This window comes from Streptomyces antnestii (assembly GCF_004005495.1).
Taxonomy (GTDB): domain Bacteria; phylum Actinomycetota; class Actinomycetes; order Streptomycetales; family Streptomycetaceae; genus Streptomyces; species Streptomyces antnestii.
The window spans coordinates 317,991-339,957 of sequence record NZ_RZYA01000002.1 but is presented as its reverse complement, the minus strand read 5'-3'; the positions used below and the strand labels follow the sequence as shown (position 1 = coordinate 339,957).

Annotated in this window: 19 protein-coding genes; 7 read left to right on the top strand and 12 right to left on the bottom strand. The window is 70.5% G+C overall.

What is annotated here, in order from left to right:
• Nucleotides 1–47: 47 nt before the first annotated feature.
• A complete protein-coding gene (locus EOT10_RS06270; protein ID WP_127827039.1) occupies nucleotides 48–890 on the bottom strand; it encodes a class I SAM-dependent methyltransferase in 843 nt (280 codons plus the stop codon).
• Between the two features lie 128 nt (nucleotides 891–1,018).
• On the opposite strand from EOT10_RS06270, the gene EOT10_RS06265 reads away from it, so the two are divergent.
• Complete coding sequence (locus EOT10_RS06265) at nucleotides 1,019–2,119, top strand: HAD family hydrolase (RefSeq protein WP_317617334.1); 1,101 nt, start codon at nucleotides 1,019–1,021, stop codon at nucleotides 2,117–2,119.
• 47 nt (nucleotides 2,120–2,166) lie between these two features.
• Here the strand turns inward: EOT10_RS06265 and EOT10_RS06260 are convergent, their stop codons facing one another.
• Nucleotides 2,167–2,802, bottom strand: a complete 636-nt coding sequence (locus EOT10_RS06260) for a TetR/AcrR family transcriptional regulator (protein WP_127827038.1) — start codon at nucleotides 2,800–2,802, stop codon at nucleotides 2,167–2,169.
• A 107-nt stretch (nucleotides 2,803–2,909) separates the two neighbouring features.
• Here EOT10_RS06260 and EOT10_RS06255 point away from each other — a divergent pair, with 107 nt between their 5' ends.
• Nucleotides 2,910–3,722: a class II aldolase/adducin family protein gene (locus EOT10_RS06255; RefSeq protein ID WP_127827037.1), complete on the top strand. Its 813-nt coding sequence runs from the start codon at nucleotides 2,910–2,912 to the stop codon at nucleotides 3,720–3,722.
• On the opposite strand, the gene EOT10_RS42845 is transcribed toward EOT10_RS06255, so the two are convergent.
• From EOT10_RS42845 to EOT10_RS06210, 7 genes are all read right to left on the bottom strand, one after another.
• Entirely contained in the window at nucleotides 3,691–6,390 is a 2,700-nt protein-coding gene (locus EOT10_RS42845) for an AAA family ATPase (protein WP_189491258.1), read from the bottom strand. The two genes, EOT10_RS06255 and EOT10_RS42845, sit on opposite strands and share 32 nt — an antisense overlap.
• Nucleotides 6,391–6,562: 172 nt before the next feature.
• On the bottom strand, nucleotides 6,563–6,799 hold the full coding sequence (locus EOT10_RS06235; protein ID WP_127827036.1) for a chaplin: 237 nt from the start codon (nucleotides 6,797–6,799) through the stop codon (nucleotides 6,563–6,565).
• A 113-nt stretch (nucleotides 6,800–6,912) separates the two neighbouring features.
• The gene (locus EOT10_RS06230; RefSeq protein ID WP_127827035.1) at nucleotides 6,913–8,955 is read right to left on the bottom strand and encodes a right-handed parallel beta-helix repeat-containing protein; all 2,043 of its coding nucleotides are present in this window, start codon (nucleotides 8,953–8,955) and stop codon (nucleotides 6,913–6,915) included.
• Between the two features lie 93 nt (nucleotides 8,956–9,048).
• Nucleotides 9,049–9,921, bottom strand: coding sequence for a carbohydrate ABC transporter permease (locus EOT10_RS06225; RefSeq protein WP_127827034.1), 873 nt, complete (start codon nucleotides 9,919–9,921; stop codon nucleotides 9,049–9,051).
• A complete protein-coding gene (locus EOT10_RS06220) occupies nucleotides 9,918–10,889 on the bottom strand; it encodes a carbohydrate ABC transporter permease (RefSeq protein ID WP_127827033.1) in 972 nt (323 codons plus the stop codon). Before EOT10_RS06220 ends, EOT10_RS06225 begins: the two co-directional genes overlap by 4 nt.
• Nucleotides 10,870–12,219, bottom strand: a complete 1,350-nt coding sequence (locus tag EOT10_RS06215) for an ABC transporter substrate-binding protein (protein WP_127827032.1) — start codon at nucleotides 12,217–12,219, stop codon at nucleotides 10,870–10,872. Before EOT10_RS06215 ends, EOT10_RS06220 begins: the two co-directional genes overlap by 20 nt.
• Before the next feature lie 102 nt (nucleotides 12,220–12,321).
• The gene (locus tag EOT10_RS06210; RefSeq protein ID WP_127827031.1) at nucleotides 12,322–13,596 is read right to left on the bottom strand and encodes a Gfo/Idh/MocA family protein; all 1,275 of its coding nucleotides are present in this window, start codon (nucleotides 13,594–13,596) and stop codon (nucleotides 12,322–12,324) included.
• A gap of 259 nt (nucleotides 13,597–13,855) precedes the next feature.
• Here EOT10_RS06210 and EOT10_RS06205 point away from each other — a divergent pair, with 259 nt between their 5' ends.
• A complete protein-coding gene (locus EOT10_RS06205; protein WP_127827030.1) occupies nucleotides 13,856–15,064 on the top strand; it encodes an ROK family protein in 1,209 nt (402 codons plus the stop codon).
• A gap of 137 nt (nucleotides 15,065–15,201) precedes the next feature.
• Here EOT10_RS06205 and EOT10_RS06200 read toward each other — a convergent pair whose 3' ends face one another.
• A complete protein-coding gene (locus EOT10_RS06200) occupies nucleotides 15,202–16,029 on the bottom strand; it encodes a hypothetical protein (RefSeq protein WP_127827029.1) in 828 nt (275 codons plus the stop codon).
• 171 nt (nucleotides 16,030–16,200) lie between these two features.
• Here EOT10_RS06200 and EOT10_RS06195 point away from each other — a divergent pair, with 171 nt between their 5' ends.
• Nucleotides 16,201–16,869, top strand: coding sequence for a Ser-Thr-rich GPI-anchored membrane family protein (locus EOT10_RS06195; protein ID WP_127827028.1), 669 nt, complete (start codon nucleotides 16,201–16,203; stop codon nucleotides 16,867–16,869).
• Here the strand turns inward: EOT10_RS06195 and EOT10_RS06190 are convergent.
• Nucleotides 16,839–17,249: a Fur family transcriptional regulator gene (locus tag EOT10_RS06190; protein ID WP_127827027.1), complete on the bottom strand. Its 411-nt coding sequence runs from the start codon at nucleotides 17,247–17,249 to the stop codon at nucleotides 16,839–16,841. The genes EOT10_RS06195 and EOT10_RS06190 overlap by 31 nt on opposite strands.
• Nucleotides 17,250–17,617: 368 nt before the next feature.
• On the opposite strand from EOT10_RS06190, the gene katG reads away from it, so the two are divergent.
• Nucleotides 17,618–19,849, top strand: a complete 2,232-nt coding sequence (gene katG / locus EOT10_RS06185; protein ID WP_127827026.1) for a catalase/peroxidase HPI — start codon at nucleotides 17,618–17,620, stop codon at nucleotides 19,847–19,849.
• 104 nt (nucleotides 19,850–19,953) lie between these two features.
• Here the strand turns inward: katG and EOT10_RS06180 are convergent, their stop codons facing one another.
• A complete protein-coding gene (locus tag EOT10_RS06180; RefSeq protein ID WP_223280831.1) occupies nucleotides 19,954–20,487 on the bottom strand; it encodes an HPP family protein in 534 nt (177 codons plus the stop codon).
• Nucleotides 20,488–20,835: 348 nt separating this feature from the next.
• Between EOT10_RS06180 and EOT10_RS06175 the strand changes: the two genes are divergently transcribed.
• Both EOT10_RS06175 and EOT10_RS41180 read left to right on the top strand, forming a co-directional pair.
• On the top strand, nucleotides 20,836–21,588 hold the full coding sequence (locus tag EOT10_RS06175; RefSeq protein ID WP_127827025.1) for a hypothetical protein: 753 nt from the start codon (nucleotides 20,836–20,838) through the stop codon (nucleotides 21,586–21,588).
• 201 nt (nucleotides 21,589–21,789) lie between these two features.
• A complete protein-coding gene (locus EOT10_RS41180; RefSeq protein WP_189491255.1) occupies nucleotides 21,790–21,966 on the top strand; it encodes a hypothetical protein in 177 nt (58 codons plus the stop codon).
• The last annotated feature ends 1 nt before the right edge of the window (nucleotide 21,967 follow it).

The window sequence follows — 21,967 nt, the reverse complement described above, 5'->3', positions numbered from 1 at the left end:
AAACACGCCCTAGGGCGCGTGGCGAAAGTCCCGCGGACGCCGACCCGTCACCGGGGATCCTTCCACCAGACGAAGACCTCGGTGTCCGGCTGGAGTTCGGAGAACCGGCCCGTCGCCGAAGCCTCCCGCAGCAGTCTCCGCAGGTCCACCTCGAACGCGCCGCGCCGCGCACCGAACAGGTGCGGGGCCGAGAACGACCTGGAGAACACCCCTGCCACGACGTCGTCGACCGTGCGCTCCAGCGCCTGTCCGGCGGGAACGACCCGGTGCTCGGGACCGAAGAAGCCCGCCCGCCGGTACACCTCGGCCTCGCCGCCGGGCGTTCCGTGCGGCAACACGCCCTGCCCGGCCCGGCGCACCGGTCCCAAGTAACGCTTCACCAGCGCGTCGACCGCCGCGCCGGGCACACCGGGGTACTGGAGGCCAGCGGCCGTGGGGGTCGCCGTGCTCAGGTCGGTGATGTGCACGAGCGCGCCGCCCGGCCGGAGCATGTCCCGGGTGGTCGCGGCCACCAGCTCGCGGTCCATCCAGTGGAAGGACTGTCCGAAGGTCGCGATGTCGAAGGTGCCGAGATCCGACGGCAGTTGCTCGGCGCGGGCTCGAACCCAGCGCGTCTTCCCGCTCACACCCTGTGCGGCCGCTTCGCGGGTGGCCTCGGCGATCATCCCCTCGTCCGGGTCCACACCGACGACCTCGCCGAACAGGTGCGCAAGGCTCAGGGCGAGGGTGCCCGGCCCGCATCCGACGTCGACGAGCCGTCCGCGCCCGTCGAGTTCCAGCATTCCGGCCAGCTCGTCCGCCAGTCCGGCGGCGTACGGCAACCGCCCGCGCCGGTAGTAGGGGGACGTCCCGGCGAACAGGGTCTCGTCCCACTTCCACGCTGAAGTCATCGCGCCCACCGTCCCCTTCAGTCGGGCCTTACCGCAAGCGCTGAAGCCCTGCCTACCCCGGTCCCGCCGCCCCACTCCATGATTTCGATCATGGGCGATCCGGGTGGCTCGGCCTATCATTGCGCGCCGTGAACAGACACCCGATGCGTAAGAAGGCCGTTCTGCTCGGCGCGGTGGGCGCTCTCACCGGTGCCGTGTTCGCCGCGGGCGCCCTGTGGCCGGACACCGAGGCCACGGCGGCGGCGGACGGGGCGCGGCAGCGCGCGGTGGCCGCGGAGCTGAAGCACTGGCCGGCGCCGGTGGCGAAGAAGCTGGCGGAGGTCATCGCCGACCACGACCACCAGGGCGCCTACGCCGTGTTCGACGCGGACAACACCTCGTACCGCAACGACCTGGAGGAGTCGCTGCTTCCCTTCCTGGAGATGAAGGGCGTCCTCACGCGCGACACCATGGATCCCTCCCTGAAGATCATCCCCTTCAAGGACACGGCCACGCACAAGGAGACGCTGACCGAGTACTACGCCCGCCTGTGCGACATCGACGACCAGGTCTCCTACCCGTGGGCCGCGCAGATCTTCTCCGGGTTCACCCTGAGGCAACTCAAGGGGTACGTGGACGAGTTGCTCGCCTATGACAAGCCGCTGCCGGGCGGGGTGAAGCCGCCGCAGTTCTCCACGGGCATGCGGGAGCTCTACCACGCGCTGGACGAGCACGGCATCAGGGTCTACGTCGTGAGCGCCGCGAGCGAGGATCTCGTCCGCATGGTGCTCGCGGACCCGAAGTACGGCTACGACGTGCGGCCCGAGAACGTGCTCGGCGTCTCCGCCCTCCTCAAGGACCGCAAGACCGGCGAAGTGACCAGCGCCCGCAAGGAGATCGCCGCCGGACACTACGACCAGGGGAAGCTCGCCGACCACGAACTGACGCCGACCCTCTGGGCGCCGGCCACCTGGTACGAGGGCAAGCCCGCAGCCATCAGTACGTACATCGACGCCTGGCAGAAGCCCGTCCTGGCCGCCGGTGACACCCCGAAGAGCGACGGTCCGATGCTGCTGCGGTCGACGGATGTGACGCACGGCGGGGTGCGGGTGTGGGTCAACCGCAAGGACAGCTACATGAAGGAGATCGACGGCATGAAGGCCGCGGGCGCGCAGCGGCAGAAGGAACTCGGGCGGAAGGTCACGGCGGACAAGCGGTGGCTGACGGTGACGCCGGATCAGATTCGCTGACACGGGACACCATGCGGCGGCTCGGCCTCGCTCCGTGAGGGGCGAGGTTACGCCTGCTCCGCGTCCTCCCCCGGAGCCACCGGCTCCGAGACCGCGTCGAACAGTGGCGGCAGATACGTGACCGCCAGCTCCTCGGGCGCCAACTCGCCGGGTTCCACGAGGCTTTGAGCCAGGGATCCCTCGTAGACGGCCGTGGTGAGCCGGGCGAGGGAGTCCAGGTCCGCGGTGGGCCGGCGTCCGATGCGCGCGAAGAGGCGCGCGAGTATCCCGACGATCTGTTCCCGCAGCGCGCGGTCCCGCTCGGCCAGCAGGCGGGCGGTCTCGGGGTGCCTGATGGCGTGCAGCGTGAACTCGGTGGACAGCAGGTACCAGCGGCGCTCGGCCGCGTCGACGGTGACCGCGCGCGCGAACAGTGCCCGCACGGGGTCGTCCGAGGCGTCCAGTTCACCGACGGCCTGGTCGAGCCGGTCGACGACACGCTGCGCGTGCAGGTCGAACAGGGCGAAGAACAGCTCTTCCTTGTTGCGGAAGTTGGAGTAGAACGCCCCTCGGGTCAGCCCCGCCCGCTCGCTGATGACCTCGATCGAGGATCCGTAGAAGCCGCGTTCCGCGAACGTCTCCTGCGCGGCTTCGAGCAGCCGCGCGGTCGTCTGGGGGCGCCGCTTGGTGAGCCCTTTCGGCAACTGGTCCCTCCCTGGCCGTTGACACGTCGATGAGACCCGCATCACGATACAGGGCCGTATCGGATACAGACCTGTATCCGATTCTCACGCTCGCGAGGAGACAGTCGATGGACACGTCCACTGCGACACGGACACCCCACACCGGCGTCGGGCCCGTACCGCCGGGATTCAAGGCGAAGGTCCCTCCGGTCTTCCACTCGTTGGAGGAGGAGCGGCTGCATCGCAAGCAGGAACTCGCCGCGGCGTTCCGCCTGTTCGGCAAGTTCGGCTTCTCCGAAGGGGTGGCGGGACACATCACGGCACGCGACCCGGAGAACCCGCACTGGTTCTGGGTCAATCCCTTCGGCATGAGCTTCACCCAGATCAAGGTCTCCGACCTCGTCCTGGTCGACCACGAGGGCAACGTCGTCGAGGGCGACCAGCCCGTCAACCGCGCCGCCTTCTGCATCCACTCCGAGGTGCACAAGGCCCGCCCGGACGCCGTCGCCGCGGCCCACGCCCACTCCGTGCACGGCAAGGCCTTCTCGACGCTGCGCCGCCGCCTCGACCCGCTCACGCAGGACGCCTGCGCGTTCTTCGAGGACCACGGGCTCTACGAGGACTTCCGCGGGGTCGTCAACGACACGGAGGAAGGCCGGCGGATCGGCACGGCGCTCGGCCCGAACAAGGCCGTCATCCTCGCCAACCACGGACTGCTGACGGTCGGCGCGACCGTGGCCGAGGCCGCCTGGTGGTTCATCACCATGGAGCGCTCCTGCCAGGCGCAGCTCCTGGCCATGGCGGCCGGCACCCCGTACCCGATCGACCGCGACACGGCGCTCCAGGTGCGCGAGCAGATCGGCACTCCGCTGGCGGGCTGGTTCCAGCTCAGGCCGCTGTGGGACCAGATCACCGAGGAGCAGCCGGACCTCTTCGACTGATGGCCCAGTAGTCACGGCGGGGCAGCTCGACCCACACGTCCGGTGGCCCGGTGACCGCGCGCGCGTCGGTCGGGCGCAGCCCCGCGTAGGCGCACGCGTACGCCACCGCGTTGTACCGGTACAGGTAGGAGGCCAGGACTTCCTCCGGTGTGTCGTCACGGTCCGGCGCCCCGCCCGGGTGGAGGTCCGAGCCTTCGATGTGTCCGTCGCGGGCGATGCTTCCCTGGTTGCCGCTCTTGGGGTTGGCGTACAGGCCGTAGGCGTATGTGCCTGCGGACAGCGTGGTCAGGACGCCCGGCATCTGGGGCGCGTATCCCCACGGCTGGGTGACCACGCACCCGCCGGGCACCGTGGTCACGCCGACGATGTGCAGGCTCTCGTCCATGTCGAGCGCGTACGGGTCTTCCAGGAGTTCGTCCAGGTCCTCCGGGCCGGCGGGCGTTGCCGCCAGGCGGCGGACCGCCTCCTGCGCGTCGATCCCGGACACGCAGGCGAGTCCCGTGCCGTCGTGGTGGAACGTTCCCAGCGCGGCTACGAGGCGTCGGCCCTCGCGGACCGTCGCGAACTCCTCCTCGGTCAGCCCGCGTTCACCCGCGGGCCGCGTGAACAGATCAGGCGTCGGCCCGGCGAGGCTGAGCCTGCCGGGCGACCAGCCCCCGTACAGGGGCCGCCATGGATCGACCCCCTCCGAGACCAACTCCCGTGCCTCGGCGGGCTCGTCGTCCATGACCGCCTCCCACAGCTCGGCGAGTCCTTCCACCATGCCCCCTCCCGTGCCCGGCGGGGGCGGCTCGTCACGCCACCCCCCGTACCGACACCATCGCAGAGGGGTCTGACAACGCGGACTTCCGGTCACGGACGCAGCAGGGTCACCTCCTTGCGGTGGGCCGCCTGTACGTCCGGGGACCAGTCGCCCGTGCAGTAGACGGACACGTCGCTCATCGCGCCGTCGCGCACGTCGGCGCGCAGCATCTCGCGGCAGTACCAGTCGCCGCCGCCGTCCTCCCAGCTCTCCTCGAACTCGATGACGAGCCCGGTGTCCGTGACGGAGACGCGGTGGCGGGGAACGGTGCCGATCTGGGGGTGGCTGGTGCGGCGGAGCGTGGCCAGCTCGTCGCGGCCGCTCGTCTGGATCCGCCACTGCGCCAGACTCAGGTCGCAGAACACGTCGTCGGTGAAGAGTCCGTCGGGCACGGAGCCCGTCCGGAACTCCGGCGTCGCCCTCGCGCCCCATCGCGGAGGCGAGGAGCGCGAGGTGCCGGTCGACCGGTCCGCGTACGGCCGCGCCGATGCCCTCGACGGCGAAGAGCGGGGCGTAGGGGACGAGTGCGTCGTACAGGAGGGGTGCGCAGGGGTGGGTGCCGAGCATGCCGACGGTCTCCGCGGCCTGCGCCATCATGGGAAGCCACTCGCTGTCCCGCGGCGCTCCGCCCAGCCGGGGCGCCACCGCGGTCAGGCGCTTCGCCGCCTCGTCCAGGCGGCCGAACTGTGCCGCGACAAGCCCCAGCGAGACCCTGGCCCACAGGTGCGGAAACGTCTCCGGGACCGGCACCGTCTCCCGCACCCGCTGCCCCGCCTCGGGGTCGCCCGTCTCCGTGAACAGGCACCAGGTCTGCGTGCCGGCGAGTATCCGCGCGTTCGCGCTGTCCGCCTCACGTCCCAGGGCCTCCACCTCGCCGATCGCCGCCGCGCAGTCCTCGTACCTGCCCTCGCGCAACGACCGGGCGCCGCGCCACAGCGGCCGCCTGAGCAGCCGGGCCACTCCCTCGTACGCGGTGGCCTCGGCGTCGGCCTCCGCGAAGGCGCCGGTCTCGGTGAGGGCCAGGAGCCTCAGGCGCCGGCCCAGGAGTTCGAGGACCGGATCGGGCAGTTCGCGTGCCAGGGCGACGATCTCTGTGGACCAGGCGAGCCGCTGGCGGCAGTGGTCGGGGCCCGCCCTGGCGTCGCACAGGGCCGCGAGGGCCGGGCCGAGGGTCGCGGGGTCGTGGACCTCGCGGGCGGTGCGGACCGCTTCCTCGGCGAGGGCGATCCGGTCCTCCTCCGGCTCGACGAGCCCGGCGGCCAGCGAAAGGCGGGCGGTGACCAGCAACTGGGCCCGCGCCCAGGTGCGGTCCTGCCACGCGACGGCGTCGTCACGTGCCGTGGCCAAGAGGACGACCGGGGCGGTGCGGGCCGCGTCCACGGTCTCCATCAGCAGGCTCAGCGAGGCGGCGGCGGCGTGCACGTCGTCCAGGACCAGCAGCAGGGGCCGGTGTCCCGCCACGACGGCCAGCACCTCGGCGACGTCGTCCGCGAGCCGCAGCCGCTCCGCCTCGGGGTCCGTGCCGTGCGGCGGTCCCGCGGACGTGCCGGACACCAGGGCCCGCAAGGGCGGTGACGCGCTCAGGAGCCGGCCGCACCGCACGTCGTCGGCGACGAGTTCACGCAGCAGCCGGGTCCAGGGCCGGAAGGCGGTGCCCGCCGTGCCGGGCGGGCACCAGGTCCACAGCACCCGGAACCCGTCGGCCCGCGCGGCGGCCTCAGCGGTACGGGTCTTGCCGGCGCCCGCCGCCCCGACGAGGGTGACGAGTCCGCCGTGCCCGGCCGCCGCTCCCGCGAGCACGGCCTGGACCTCGCCCAGCACGTCGTCGCGCCAGACGAAGGGAAAGCCCGCCACCGTGCCGGCCATGACGTCCGTCCTCGACAGTGCCACTCGGTACTTCGAGCCTAGGCAGGAGGCGGCGGGTGCGCGACGCGTGCGGCACGGGTGCGGCGCTCCCCCTGCGGATGTGCGGCGCCGGAACAGGACCGGGCCCGTCCGGGGATTCCGGACGGGCCCAGCCGTGGTGCTCTGCGTCAGATCACTTGTTGGCGCAGAAGTTGGCTGCCGCGGGGTTCAGCAGCCCGATGACGTTGATCGTGTTGCCGCAGACATTGGCGTCCAGGTCGATCGGTACCTGGATGTTGTTGCCGGAGATGATGCCCGGCGAGCCGACGGCGTAGCCGTCCGCGTCACTGTCGGCGCTGGCCGCGCCGGCTCCCGCGAGGATGGCGGCGGCGCCCAGGGCGGTGGCGGCGATAAAGGTCCGGATACGCATTCTTCTCCTCAAGTGGGATGACGGTACTTGCCGGACCCATCAGACCCCCACCGCGCCCCGGACGCGATTCATTGCACCCATCGGGGGCGTGGCGCCGAATCCCCGGAGGGACGTCAGCGGGTGGTGATCTCGTTGACCGAGAGGTTGCCCCACGTGTGGTTGGCGGACTTCACGACGAGGCGCAGGCCGGTGGTGGAGACGGCGCTCGGCAGGCGTACCGACTGCCGTTCGACGGTCGCGGAGTTGCTCGTCCAGGTGATCTGTGCGTCGGTGGCCCGGGTGACCCACGAGGAGCCGTTCCACGTCTGGACGTCGGCCTTCGTGATGCCCTGTCCCTGGCCGAAGTGGGTGGCCAGGACGACCTCGGAGACCGTGCGGTCGCTCGGGAAGTTCAGGGTGATGGTGCCCGGGTAGGTGACGCCGGAGCTGGGGCTCGCCCAACTGGTGTAGTCGGAGCCGTCGGTGAGCGCGGCGGGCGACGTCGACTGGCCGTCGCCGAACGTGGTGGTGGCGGTCGGCGCCGCCTCGTCGCGGCCCGGACCGCCGGCACGCTGGAGACCGCCGAGGTCGGGCATGCCGGACGGCAGCTTGGTGTCGACGGTGTCCCGGCCTCCGTCGTTCGCGATGTCGAGGCCCGCGGCGATCGCCGGGGAGTTCGCCGACGGCACGTAACCGGACAGGTCCGCGATCGACTTGGCGGTGCCGGGGGAGGTCAGTTTCGAGTCACCGGTGAGGGCCGCCTTGTCCGCGGACGGCACGGGGCCGTCCTGGTAGAGGTTACGGTCGTAGGTGACCACGGACTGGTCGTTGTACGGCAGCTTCGCGCCGTTGTAGATCACGTTGTTGCGGAACCTGACGTCCTTCACCGTGCTGTTCCACACCTTGACGAGGCTGAAGGACGCCCGGTCGGGGTGGTTGGCGATGAACGGGGTCAGCGGCACCCAGATGGTGTTGTTGTAGATGTCGATGTTCTTGGCGTTGGTCGACAGCGCGAAGACCTGGTTGGCGTCGCCCTGGCTCACGTTGTAGCGGATCTTCGCCTCGGCGGGTGCGGAGGCCGTCGAGACGGCGATGAAGAAGCCGCCCTCGTTGTCGTGGCTGAAGTTGTGCTGGACGATGCTGCGGTGCACGGACGCGTCGGCGTCGAACGCGGTGCCGTCGCTGGCGACGCCCCAGTACTTCGTGCCGGACACGTCGTTGTACTGCACCATCGTGTCGTCGGCGCCGGCCCACCAGATGCCGACGTTGCCGTGGTTCTGCGCGGTCTTGTCCACGCGGTTGTGCTCGATCCTGGCGCCCTGGGCCTGCATCACGGTGATGCCGCCCGCGGAGATGTCGTGGACGGTGTTGCCGTCGACGACCACGCCGGTGCTCGGCGTCCAGGGCCGGTAGTCCGCGTCGGGGATGCCCATGAGGTCGGCCCAGAGGCTGTTCCAGCCCTCCCTCTGCATCCACTGCGACCAGGTGACGATGCCGTAGGACCGGCTGTCGAAGACCTCGTTGTCCTCGATCCGCAGGTTGTCGTAGTAGGTGGGCGTCTGCTTGCCGAGGGCGCTGACGATGATGCCGCCGGCGGAGGGGTTGGACGCCTGGCTGCCGGAGGCCGCGCCCTGGATGGCGTGCACCTGGTTGTTGCGGACGGTGATGCCCGGGACGGCTCCCTTGTCGGTGGCGCTCACGCCGATGCCGATGCGGGGTGTGGTGCCGGATCCGGTGTTGGTGACCTCGAAGCCGTCCACGACGACGTCGTGCAGGTCGGCGATCTTGATCGCCGCGTCCACCGAACCGCCGCCGTCGATCCGGGGTCTGGCGCCCGTCCCGTAGGACGTGAGGGTGACCGGGCTCGACGCGGTCCCGGAGCCGTGCGGGGTCAACTGCCCTGTCCACGCGCCGCCCGCCTTGAAGCTGACGGTGTCACCGGCCTTGAACGTCTGGGCGTTGACCTTGCTCAGCGTCTTCCAGGCGGTGGCCGGCGTGCGGCCGTCCGCGCTGTCGCTGCCCTGCGGATCCACGTAGTACGAGGTGGCGGCCTTGAGCGAGGGGCCACCGTGGTCACGGGCCGGTGCGGCCCATGCCGTTGGAGCGGTGATGCCGGTACTCGTTCCTATGAGCACGGCCGCGAGGGCCGGCCCGGCGAAACGCCAACCACGTGACATGAGGGGCTCCTTGTCGGATCGCTCTGCGCCGCCGACCGGGCGGCCGGCGGGAGTTGTGCGGACAGAGGTGCGGACAGCGAGGGGTACGGAGGCCTACTTCGAGATGCCGAGCGTCATCCCGTCCATGATCTTCCGGCCGAACCAGAAGAACAGGAGGATCATCGGGGCGACGAGGATGACCACACCCGCGAACAGGCCGCCCCAGTCCGAGGTGTACTGCATGGTGCTGCTCAGCTGGCTGAGTCCCGCGGGCAGTGTCTGCTTCTTCGGGTCGTCGATCAGGACCATCACGAGCAGCAGCTCGTTCCAGATCCCGATGACGTTCAGTACGGCGACGATCGTCAGACCCGGCCGGGCCACGGGCACCATCACCTGGAGGAACGTGCGCAGGGACCCGGCGCCGTCGAGCGCCGCGGCCTCTTCGAGCTCGGTCGGCAGCGACCTGAAGTAGCCGGTCAGGACGAAGACGGCGAACGGCAGCGACAGGGCGACGTTGCAGATCACGAGCGAGATCCGCGCGTCCCACCAGCCGGTGACCCAGTCGACCATGAACTGGCTGAGCTTGATCGACAGTGTCTGGTAAGGGATCAGCACCGCCTGGACCGGCAGGGCGAGCCCGGCGGCGAAGTACGTGACGACGGGGGCCGCGCTGCGGCGCCGGGAGCGGGCCAGCGCGTAGGCGGCGGGCGCGGAGAGCGCCATGATGCCGGCCACGGAAGCGGCGGTGGTCAGGGCGCTGTTGAGTGCCATGCCGGCGAAGTCGCCCGCGTGCCAGGCGCGTGCGTAGCCGCCCACGTTCAGGCCGTCCGCGCCGAGGGGGTCGGTCCACAGCGAGCGCGAGCCGCGGAAGGAACTGAGCAGTGTCCAGCCCAGGATGACCAGGTTGAACGCGACGAACACCCACAGCACGGCCTTGATGGCGCGCGGGATCGCGATGTCGCCGAAGTAGCGGCCGACGGTCCTCATGAGATCTCCAGCCGTTCGCTCCGGCTCATCCGCCTGACAAGGACGAGGAGCACGATGGTGAGCACGGTCAGCAGCGTCGCCATCGCCGAGCCGTAGCCGAGTTCGGGGATGCCCACCTGGGAGTTGGTCGTCATCCACTGCTGCACCGCGTAGGTGCGTGCCTCGGGGGTCGGGGTGCCCGCCGTGCCGGTGAAGCCGATGACGATGTCGAAGGTGCGCAGGCTGTTCACCGTCCACAGCACCGCCGCGATCGAGATCATGTCCCGGCTGAGCGGAAAGGTGATGTGACGGAACTGCTGCAGGCGCGTCAGACCCGTCAACTTGGCTTCCTCGTAGAGGTGTTGAGGGATGCCGTCGACGGACGTCATGAGGAGCACGATGTACGTTCCGCTGGTCATCCAGATGACGCCGAGCACGATGCAGCCGAAGATGTGCTGCGGTTCCAGCCAGGACCGCTCGAGGGTGTGCAGGCCCACGAAGCGCAGGAGGCGGTTGACGACCCCGTCCGGGTTGAGCAGGAAGCCGAGCGACGTGCCGATGGCGATCATGGAGATGATCGAGGGGAGGTAGACGGCGGCGCGCACGAACGCGCGACCGCGCATCTCCCGCAGCACGGCCATGGCGCAGAACGCGAGCGCGAACACACCGGCCCCGCCCACCACGACGATGACGAGGGTGTTGCCGAACGCCTGGCGGACGGTGTCGTCGCGGAAGACGCGCACGTAGTTGTGCCAGCCGACCCACTTCTGTTCGGTGCCGGGCCCCGACCACTTCATGAAGCTGAGCACCACGCCGTAGACCGAGGGCAGCACGAAGCCGGCGGTGTAGACGAGCGCGGCGGGGAACATGAACCGGCGGTAGGCGCGGTCGGCGGGGCCCTCGCTCGTGCCGCGGCGCCGGGCGGGACGCGTCGCCGCACCCGCCCGGTCCGCGACGGGGGCCGTGCGCTCAGCCGTTGGCGAGAGCATCAGCGGTCTTCTTCCTGCCCTCGGCCACGAACGCCGAGGGGCTGATCTTCCCGCCGAGCAGCTTGTCGTCGAGCGGCAGCAGCACGTTGTTCCACCAGGCGCTGTTCGCGGTGGCGCCGTCGTACGTCGTGTTGGTCTCCTTCGCGGACACCATCGCCGCTTGCGCGGACTTGAGGGCGACGGGGGCGGGGGTGTCCTGGCGGGCGGGGATGTTGAGGGCGGTGCGGCTGATCTGCTCGCTAACGGCCTTCTGCACGAGGTAGCTCAGGAAGAGCTTGGCGGCGTTGGGGTGCTTGGCCTTGGCGCTGAGCTCCCAGCCGAGCGAGCCGATCTCGACGGAGTCGTGGCCGCCGGGGACGGCCGGGAAGGGGAAGCTGTCGGGGGCGGCGTCGGCCGGGGCCTGCGGCTTGGTCTCGGCGGCCAGCCAGGTGCCGTTGATGTTCAGGGCGCCCTTGCCCTGCGCCCAGTCGTTCTGCGCGGCCGGGTACTTGGTGCCCATGTAGCCGGACTGGAAGTAGCCGCCCTTGGCGAGCCGCGCCACGTCCTTCGCCGCCTTCAGGACGGCCGGGCTGTCCCAGTTCTTGGCGTCGGTGCTGAGCCCGACGAGGCTGCCGGGCCCGCCGTGCCGCATCATCAGCCAGTAGAACCAGTAGACGTTGTACGAGTTGACGAGGCCGTCCTGCGCGATCGGGGTCTTACCCGCGGCCTTCTCCTTGTCGAGGAGGGCGAGGAAGTCACTCCACGTCTTGGGCTTGTCCTTGGCGATGGCAGGGGTGCGGGCCTTGTCGTACCAGATCGCGGTGGAGATCAGGGTGTGCGGGACGACGATCAGCCGGCCGTCCTTGTCCTGGGCGGACTTGAGGACGTTCGCCGGCAGGACGTCGGACACGCTCTTGCCGTTCTCGCCGGGCACGGGGAGCTTCAGGACGCCGTCCACGCTCTGCGTCAGATGCTGCGCCTCGTCGGCGGCGATGTGGTCGCTGCCCCCGTCGAAGAGGTCGGGGCCGTTGCCCGAGGTGATGGCCTGCGGCAGGACCTTGTTGCCGCTGCGGCCCAGGTACTTGATGTTGACGGCGATGCCGGTCGCCTTGGTGAAGGCCGTGGCGCGGGCCTTGAATATCTTGGCCTGCGGCTCGCTCTCGCCCCAGGTGGACCAGTAGTCGACCCGCTTCTCGGACTTCGCCGCCGCGCCGATGTCCGCGCCCTTGCCGCCGGCCTGGCCCGTCTTCTTGTCACCGTCGATCTTCTGCCCGCAGCCGGCCGCGAACATCACTGTCGCGATGGCCGCTGCCAGTGCGGTCCGGGCTGTCGTGCGGCGGATGGCATGCATCGTGGGAATCCTCCTGCTGGATGACGGTGGATGGACGGGTGCTGCGACGGTGCGGGGCTTGTGGTGGTGCGGAGCTGTGGTGGTGCGCGGTGGGTGGGCCGGTCACAGGGCGACCACCCGGGCGGTCTTCCTGGCCCGTTCGGCCGCCCACACGACCTGGTGGGAGGCGAGGCTGTCGCGTGCGTCGGTGAGGATCAGGGAGCGGTCGCCGGTGCGGACCGCTTCGACGAACGCGTCCAGGAGCATCTCGTCACCGCCGCCGTGCCCGGCGGCGGCCGTGCCGTCCTCGCCGCTCCCGGTGTCGATGGTCTCGACGGTGTCGGTCGTGAAGTCGTGCACCCGCAGCCTGACTCCGTCACCCTCCACCGAGCCGTGGGTGCCGAAGATCCGCGTCTTGCGGTGGTCGGCGGCGGTGAACGCGGTCATGGTGAACGACACGGTGCCGCCGGTGGCGAACTCCATGGTCACCACCTGGTGGTCGACGACGTCGTTGCCGCCCGAGTAGACACATGCTCCGTAGGGGCTGGTGCGCAGTGCCGCGAGCACGCCCTCCTCGGTGTGGTCGGTGGTGACGACGGACAGCGGCCAGTGGCGGGTGTCCGGGTGGTCGAGGAAGCCGGTGTAGATGCGCTTCGCGGAGTACGGGCAGCCGGCTTCGACGCCGCAGTCGAGGCAGTTGTCGGCCGCGCCGTCCGGCTTGTTCTCCGGCCTGAAGTGCAGCAGCGAGCCGAACGAGGCAACACGGGTGGGGACTTGACCCATGAGATGGATCAGCCAGTCGATGTCGTGGCACGATTTTTGGAGCAGCATGGACGAGGACTCGGCCTCGCTGCGCCAGTTGCCGCGTACGAAGGAATGCGCCTGGTGCCACCAGCCCACCGGTTCCAGGTGCTCGATGCTGGCGATCGTGCCGATGCGGCCCGAGTCGATGAGCGCCTTGAGGGCCCGGGTGTAGGGGGTGTAGCGCAGCACGTGGCAGACCGCGAGCATCACGCCGGCCTTCTCCGCCGCCGCGACGATCCGCGCGCTCTCCTCCTCGGTCGGCGCCATCGGCTTCTCGAGTACGAGGTGGTAGCCCAACTCGGCGAAGACGACGGCGGGTTCGGTGTGCATCGAGTCCTGGGTGGCCACGACGGCCGCGTCGGCGAGGCGTCCCGCGGCGGCCAGCTCGCGCCAGTCGGCGAACACCCGGGACGGGTCGATGCCGAACTCCGCTGCCGCCGCCTCACGTATGTCGGCGCGTGGCTCGGCGAGCGCGACGATCCGCGCACGCCCTTCGAGCACGGCGCGTCGGGCGTAGATCATCCCGCGCATTCCCGCGCCGGCCACGACGAGCGTCACCGGTTCTGCCGGCCCCAACGGCACTGTCCGCACCATCCCCTCCACGGTGGCCCAATAATTAATACGGGGATGATTAATAATTGAGGGACCGTCGTCAAGAGGAAGGGCTCGCACATCAGACGAACAGGCTTGGAAATAGCGCTAGTTGATAGAGTTCGCCCGATATCTTCTTGGCCGCACGGCCAAGAACGCGATCACGAGGAGAGGCAGAAGGCGATCAGGGGACGACCACGCGGTGGGCCTGCGGCACTAATATTGCTTCGCACGAACGAGAAATCTGGGTCAGGGGTGTGGGATGAATGAGCTCGCGGTGACGATCAAGGGGGCCGACCCGGTACTGCTCCGGCGGATACGCGCCCTGACGGTGCTCAGCACCCTGCGCTCCGCCGGTCCGCTCGCGCTGACACCACTCGCCGCCCGGTCCGGACTCTCCCGCCCCGTCGCGCAGACGGTGGTCGACGAACTCACCGGGACCGGCTGGATCGACACGGCCGCCGACGACACCGGCACGGACACCGTGCGCTCGGTGGGGCGTCCGGCACGGCTCTTCCGGTTCCGCAGCGAGGCCGGTCACGTCGCCGGCATCGACATCGGCGCGCACAGCGTCTCCGCCGCGATCTCCGACCTCGCCGGCACTCTCCGCGCACAGTCGAGGATCACCGTCTCCCCCGGCGACGGAGCCGACGCCCGACTGGCCGCGACCCGCACCGCCATCGCGAACGCGGCCCGGGACGCCGGCATCGAACCCGCCGACCTGTGGAGCGTCGGCCTCGCCACGACAGGAGTGGTCGACCACGCCGGCCGGGTCGTCAAGTCGGTCGCCCTGCCCGAATGGTCGGGCCTCGACCTCGGCGCGGCCTTCGCCGACACCCTCCCCTGCGCGCTCCACGTGGAGAACGACTGCCGCGCCGCCGCCCTCGCCGAACGCTGGCAGGGCGCCGCTCAGGGAACCGACGACCTGGTCTACATCCACGCCGGTCTGCGCACCGGCACCGGAGTCCTCGTCAACGGCAAGCCCCTGCGCGGATACAGCGGCGCCGCGGGCGAGATCGGGGCGATGAGCGCCCTGGGCTGGGCCGAGGCCCCGATGCACCTCATCAGCCTGCCCGGCCTCGGAGCGGGCATCGCCCCGGAGGAAGTCGCCGAGCGTGTGTTCACCCGCGCCCGGGCGGGCGACCCGCTGGCGCAGGCGGCCGTCGAACGGTTCTCGACGGCGCTCGCCCAGGGCATCGTGGCGCTGTGCCTCACGTTCGATCCGCAGCTCGTCGTCCTCGGCGGCGGCATCTCACGCTCCGCCGACATCGTGCTCGGACACATCACCGAGGAGCTGGAACGGGTCTGCATCCGGGTGCCGCGCATCGTGGCGTCCGCCCTGGACCGCGAGGCCGTCGTGCTCGGGGCCGTGCGGATCGCCCTGGACATGGTCGACGAACGGTTCTTCACCCCAGGAGTGGCCGAACCGCTCGCACCGCCGCAGGGGCACGCGCGGGCGGGACGCGGCTGACGACGGGGCGGGCCGGCCGGAAGGTGTGGGCTTCGCCACCCGGGGCGACACGGCGTCCCCGCCGGTGATCAGGGTCTGGAGGACAACGTCCCGACGGCGGAGCTCGGTTCGGCCGCTTCATGCGCGGTCGCGTCCGCTCAGCGACGCCACCACGGCTCACGCACGTACAGGCTCTCGTCGCTCGTGCAGCCCAGGCCGTTGGAGACCTGCTCCGTGTCGAGGTTCCAGCCCACGACGCCGTTGCCCTTACGGCCGAGTTCGATCAGGCGGTTGTGCGTGCTGTGTGTGCCTTCCGTGACCTGGCAGTCCACGACCGACGTCCACGCCTTGCCGTCGAGCGCCGAGGTGAAGGCGAGCAGCGGCAGGGCGACGACGGTGAGGGCGAGCGCCACCCACTGCTCGACGGCCGCGGCCCGGCGCAACCAGGACGGCGGCCGGTAGCCGTTCGCCGGGTGACCGGTGCCGTGGTGCGAGCGGCGGCGGCCCGTCCGGTACTCGACGACGACGCCCTTGCGGAGCGCGTACGCCGCAAGGCCGGTGCCGATACCCCACCAGGGCCCGAAGAAGCACGCGTCGATCACGCCGACGGCGACCGGGTTGACGACGGTCATGGCTGTCCGCCGCGCGGCCTTCGCCACACCCCCTCCCGTCGGCACCGACCCACGGGCCGCGAAGAGCGCGAACACCACCCGGGAGACGACCACCGCGAGGACCGACGCCAGCAGCGGGTCGGTGAGGACCATGCCGATCAGGACGTCGGGCCAGTTCGACAGTTCCATCCCGACGAACACGTCGCGGACGGCGCCGCCGCCCCCGACGGTGTAGGCGACCTTGGTGACCGGCACGGCGAGGGCCAGCGCGATCAGGACCGTGTGACCGGGCCCCCCTTTGCCGTCGATCGCCCTGGCCTGCTCCTCCATGTGCCCGCCCCCGGCATGCCGCCCCTCGGCGTGTGCGTCCGACATGGCGCTCACTGAAACAAAGCGCACCGACCTGCACGGGACCACGACACGGGCCCGCCGGGCGGACGCGGCACCCCATGGGGTGAAGCTTGCCGGGGCCCCTCTTCGGCGCGGAGGACATGTGGGAGGGGTATGGCCGTACACCTCCCACACCCGGAACGAGGTCGTCGTCCCATGCTTCGCACCAAGGTTCTACCCGTCACCGCCTCAGCGCTTCTGTGCTGCATCGGCGCCGCGTCCCCCGCGGTGTCCGACGCTTCGGACACCCCGGTCACCGTCACCTCTCCGGCCGCCGACTCCGTGCATCCCGTGGACAGCAGTCTGTTCGTCGGGTGGCACAACACCACTGGTCAGGAGGTCGACATCTGGCTGGTGCAGGGCGGCGGGGCGAGCGGCGGGCAGCGCATGTTCAAGCTGGCCTCGAAGGCGAGCAGTAAGCCGAGTGCCGAGCTGGTCGCGGCGGTGCCCCCGGTGCCGGACGGCGCCGACTACTCCATCGAGGTCACGACCCGGGACACGGGCGCGCGCGCCTACAGCGCCCCCTTCGCGGTGGGCCCCACTCCCGGCGGCGGCCCCACCCCTGCCGGGACCGGGACGGCGGACGAGGGCGCGGCGACCGCGGGGAACGCCGCACCCGAAGAGGGCCTGACCCCGGACAAGGGCGCGGCTCCGGACGAGGGCGCGGCTCCCGACCAGGGCATGACCCCTCTCGCGGGCCCGATGCCGGGAGAGGGCCCCGCCACCGTCCTGGGTCCGCTCTTCGCCACCGTGTCCTGGATGACCGCCCGGCCCGGGCCTGAGTGGGCGCTGCCTCAGGTGCAGGACGGGCAGATCCCCCTGTAGGTGACCTCGGCCTTGGACACGCTGAAGCCGAACCGCTCCTCCGCGGGCAGGACGGACAGCGGGTCTCCCGTCGGATGGACGTCGCGGATGATTCCGCAGTTGGAGCACACCAAGTGCTGGTGCGGCCGGTGCGCGTTCGGGTCGTAGCGCTTGGCGCGGCCGTCGGTGGCGACCTCTACGACCTCGCCCAGGGCGACCAGTTCCCCCAGGGCGTTGTACACCGTCGCCCGGGAGATCTCGGGCAGGCGCTCGGCCGCGCGGGCATGCACCTCGTCGGCCGTGAGATGCACATGATCACCATCGAGAACCTCCGCAACGACGCGCCGCTGAGAGGTCATCCGCCAGCCACGCCCTCGCAGTCGCTCCAGCAGGCCACTCATAGGTTCACCTATTCAGGTTCGGTGGGATACCCGGGGTTGACCGGTACGTAACCGGACCCATGGGAAATGGGCTTGGTGCACTTCTTGACTTGGACTCTGTCCATCGTAGGATCGGTTACGGCGATAGCCAAGGGACAGGAAGACTCCAGTGCGGCAGGAGACGGACGTTTGATCACCTCCGAGGGGCGCGCGATCGCGCGTAGGTCGTTGCTCCCCGCACGCCGTGTGAGGCCCTCCACGCGCTCGCCACGGCTGAGCGCGCACCCCTTCGCCTCGCTCTGAGCCTTACTGTCGACCCGCAGCCGTTCTGCCGCTGACCCACCGCAGTTCCTGAGCAGTGTGATTCGCCCCGTCCGGAAGGATTTCCAATGTCCGAGAACCAAGACGCGATCGTCACCGACGCAAAAACCGAGGGCGCGGGAGGCTGCCCGGTCGTGCACGGGAACGCCCCGCACCCCACGCAGGGCAACGGCGCGAACAGCCAGTGGTGGCCGCAGCGGCTCAACCTGAAGATCCTTGCCAAGAACCCCGCCGTGTCCAACCCTCTCGGCGAGGACTTCGACTACGCCGCGGCGTTCAAGACCCTTGACCTCGCCGAGGTCAAGCAGGACATCGCGGAGGTGCTCACCACTTCGAAGGACTGGTGGCCCGCCGACTTCGGCCACTACGGCCCGTTCATGATCCGCATGGCGTGGCACAGCGCCGGCACCTACCGGATCAGCGACGGCCGCGGTGGCGCCGACACCGGCCAGCAGCGTTTCGCGCCGCTCAACAGCTGGCCGGACAACGGCAACCTCGACAAGGCCCGCCGTCTGCTGTGGCCCGTGAAGAAGAAGTACGGCAAGAACCTTTCGTGGGCCGACCTCATGATCCTCACGGGCAATGTCGCCCTGGAGACGATGGGCTTCGACACGTTCGGCTTCGGCGGCGGACGCGTCGACGCCTGGGAGCCCGACGACGACGTCTACTGGGGCCCCGAGACCACCTGGCTCGGCGACGAGCGCTACACGGGCGACCGTGAGCTGGAGAACCCGCTCGCCGCGGTCCAGATGGGCCTCATCTACGTCAACCCGGAGGGCCCGAACGGCAACCCGGACCCGCTCGCCGCGGCCCGCGACATCCGTGAGACGTTCCGCCGGATGGCGATGAACGACGAGGAGACGGTCGCCCTCATCGCCGGTGGCCACACCTTCGGCAAGACCCACGGCGCGGGCCCCGCGGAGAGCGTCGGCGAGGCTCCCGAGGGCGCCTCGATCGAGGAGATGGGCCTCGGCTGGAAGAACTCGTACGGCACCGGCAAGGGTGGCGACGCGATCACCAGTGGTCTCGAGGGGATCTGGACGAACACCCCGACCGCCTGGGACAACACGTTCTTCGACATCCTCTTCGGCTACGAGTGGGAGCTCTTCAAGAGCCCCGCGGGCGCGAACCAGTGGCGGCCGAAGGAGGGCGCGGGTGCCGGCTCCGTACCGGACGCCCACGACGCGTCGAAGAGCCACGCCCCGACGATGCTCACGACCGACCTCTCGCTCCGGTTCGACCCGGCCTACGAGCAGATCTCGCGCCGGTTCCACGAGAACCCGGCCGAGTTCGCGGACGCCTTCGCCCGCGCGTGGTTCAAGCTGACCCACCGCGACATGGGCCCGATCGTGCGCTACCTCGGCCCGGAGGTACCGAGCGAGGAGCTGCTGTGGCAGGACCCGCTGCCCGCGGTGACGCACCCGCTCGTCGACGCCGCTGACGTCGCCGCCCTCAAGGACCAGATCCTGGCCTCGGGCCTGACGGTGTCTCAGCTCGTGTCCACGGCATGGGCGTCGGCCTCGTCCTTCCGTAACAGCGACAAGCGCGGTGGCGCGAACGGTGCGCGCATCCGCCTCCAGCCGCAGAGCGGCTGGGAGGTCAACGAGCCCGACGAGCTCGCGGCCGTGCTGCGCAAGCTGGAAGGCATCCGCGAGACCTTCAACAGCGCCCAGTCCGGCGGCAAGCAGATCTCGCTGGCCGACCTGATCGTGCTCGCGGGTGCCGCGGGCGTCGAGAAGGCCGCGAAGGACGCGGGCCACGACATCCAGGTGCCCTTCACGCCGGGGCGTGCGGACGCCACGCAGGAGCAGACGGACGTGGAGTCGTTCTCCGCGCTCGAGCCGTCCGCCGACGGGTTCCGCAACTACCTCGGCAAGGGCAACCGCCTGCCGGCCGAGTACCTGCTCGTCGACAAGGCGAACCTGCTCGACCTGAGCGCGCCCGAGCTGACCGTCCTCGTCGGCGGCCTGCGCGTCCTGGGCGCGAACCACGGGCAGTCGACGCACGGCGTGCTCACCACGACCCCCGGGACGCTGACGAACGACTTCTTCGTCAACCTGCTCGACCTGGACACGACGTGGAGCGCGACGGCCGACGACGCGAGCACCTTCGAGGGCCGCGACGCCTCGGGCAAGGTCCAGTGGACGGGCACCCGTGCCGACCTCGTCTTCGGATCGAACTCCGAGCTGCGCGCGGTCGCGGAGGTCTACGCGAGCGATGACGCGAAGGAGAAGTTCGTCAAGGACTTCGTCGCCGCGTGGGACAAGGTCATGAACCTGGACCGGTTCGACCTGGCCTGATCGCCATGACGGAGGGGTGTGCGCGCCGGTCTCACCGGTGCGCACACCCCTCCGTTTCGTTTGTCACGCCCCGGGCCTGCCGCCGGCCAGGCGTGCCCCGCGGATCACCACCAGTACGCCGGGTACTTCGGCGCCGCGCGGCGCACGCGAGAGGCGGCGAAGCCGGTCAGGACGAGCAGCACGGTGGCGCCGAACAGCAGCGGCACGAAGCGCCCGGGAGCGGGCGTCTGCAGCACGACGATCACGGCCGTCGCGCAGGCCGCCGAATGCGGGGTACGGGCGAGCATCGTCGCCGCGAGCGTGATGGCTCCGGCCAGCGCCGCGGCCCAGGGGCTGCTGTGGGTCAGCGCGAGGACCCCGTAGCCGGCTCCGGCGCCGAGAAGGTGTCCCAGGATGACGCTGCGGGGCTGCGCCAGGGGCAGGGTGGGGGCGTTGTGCACGAGGGCGGCGCTCGCGGCCAGCGGCGGTATCAGGACCGGCTCGTGGATCATGGCGCCTATGGCCACGAGGCCGAACAGGACGGCCGTGACCGCGCTGACGGTGTGGAACGCGGCCGCCGGCGTGGGCCGGGCCGGCGCGCGGGGCGCATCGGTGGCAGGGGTGGCAGGCGCGGGGCGCAGCATGGAATCGGTGCTCAAGGTGACGGTTTCCGGGGCGGGCGGCTCACGGCCGGCAGGACGACGGGAGAGGGAACGGTCGTAGCTGCGCGGAGCACACCTCTGTGATCGACAGTGGTACTGACCTTGCGCCCGGCCCCGGTCAGGGCCGGCACAGTCCGGGATCAACTTTACCTTCCGGGGGTTTGGCACCAGGCGCGGGGCGCCCGGTCAGGGCCCTCGCCGCTCCCCCTCCCCGCACGGTCCCACCGTGGATCTTCCCGAACACGAGCGCCCGGCACGGGAGTTGAGTGACCATGGGGATGCCCCGCTCAGGACGTCACACGGCGAGCCGGGCGACACATCGGCGAGCAGAAGGTACGGGGGACCATGGCGGCACCACAGGAACCTCGGCCCCCGGAGAGGGCGGCCGCCGCCGGCCTGGCCTCCGGCTGCTTCCCGTGGACCGTCCTCACCGTGCTGATCGTCCTGGGCTCAAGCGTGTTCCTGTTCCTCGGCCGCAGCGACGAACCCAAGGGCGGCAAGCCGCAGCAGACCTACGTCGACGAGATCGGCCAGGCGCGTCGACAGCTCTTCACCGGTGAGCTCGTCCGCACGGACACCAGGTCGCTGCACCTCGTGGCCGGCGGGGAGCCACGCCAGTTCCGCGCCCGGATCATGGGCACCTGGCACGCGGACGGGCCCGGTGAGACCCACTCCCCGACCGGCGCGGGCGCCGAGATCGGCGTGAAGCTGCACTGCTCGGGCGCCCACGTACGGTGCACGCCGCTGTCCTCGGAGCGCCAGAACGTCCTGTCGAAGAGCGACTCGGCGACGTGGCTGTGGGACGTGGGCGCGGAGCGGGCGGGAACGGTCAGCATGACCCTGACCGTGACCGCCTACTACCGGGACACCGACACCGTGCTCCTCGAGAAGCCGCCCCTGACGGCGCGCGTCGAGGTCGCGTCTCCGCCCGGCGACGGCCTCGCATGGCTCAGGCAGCCGTGGCGGTGGCTCTCCGGCGCGATCACCAGCCTGGGCGGGCTCGCCGTGTCGCTGTCGGCCGTCATCACCCTGGCCGTCATGGTGGCCCGCCGCAGGACCCCGGCCGCCGGGTCCGACCCGGCGGACCCCGGCGAGTAGCCGCCCCTTTACCCCTCGCGGAGCGCGTGAAACGGCCCGAAACGGCCGCGACACTACGTGAGGCCAAGGTCACAGTTTCGTGCGGAGGCGGTGATTCCGCTGCCGATCCCCCAGGTCAGCGACGTACGCGCGACAACACCCGACGCCGCCCCGGCGGTATTCGCACGCGGATTGTCAGACCGACCCTCTAGGCTTCTTCACATGTCCACCACTCCGAGCCCTGGTTCCGTGCGGTCCGCCGACGATCTGAACGAAGAGATCCGCTGCCTCATGCTGCGCAGCGGTGGCCGGTTGAGCGCGGCGCAGCGCCGTGAGTACGAAGTCCTCGTCATCGAGTGGTCCGCTGCGATACGTGGCGAGGTTGTGAAGGCCGCGTAGG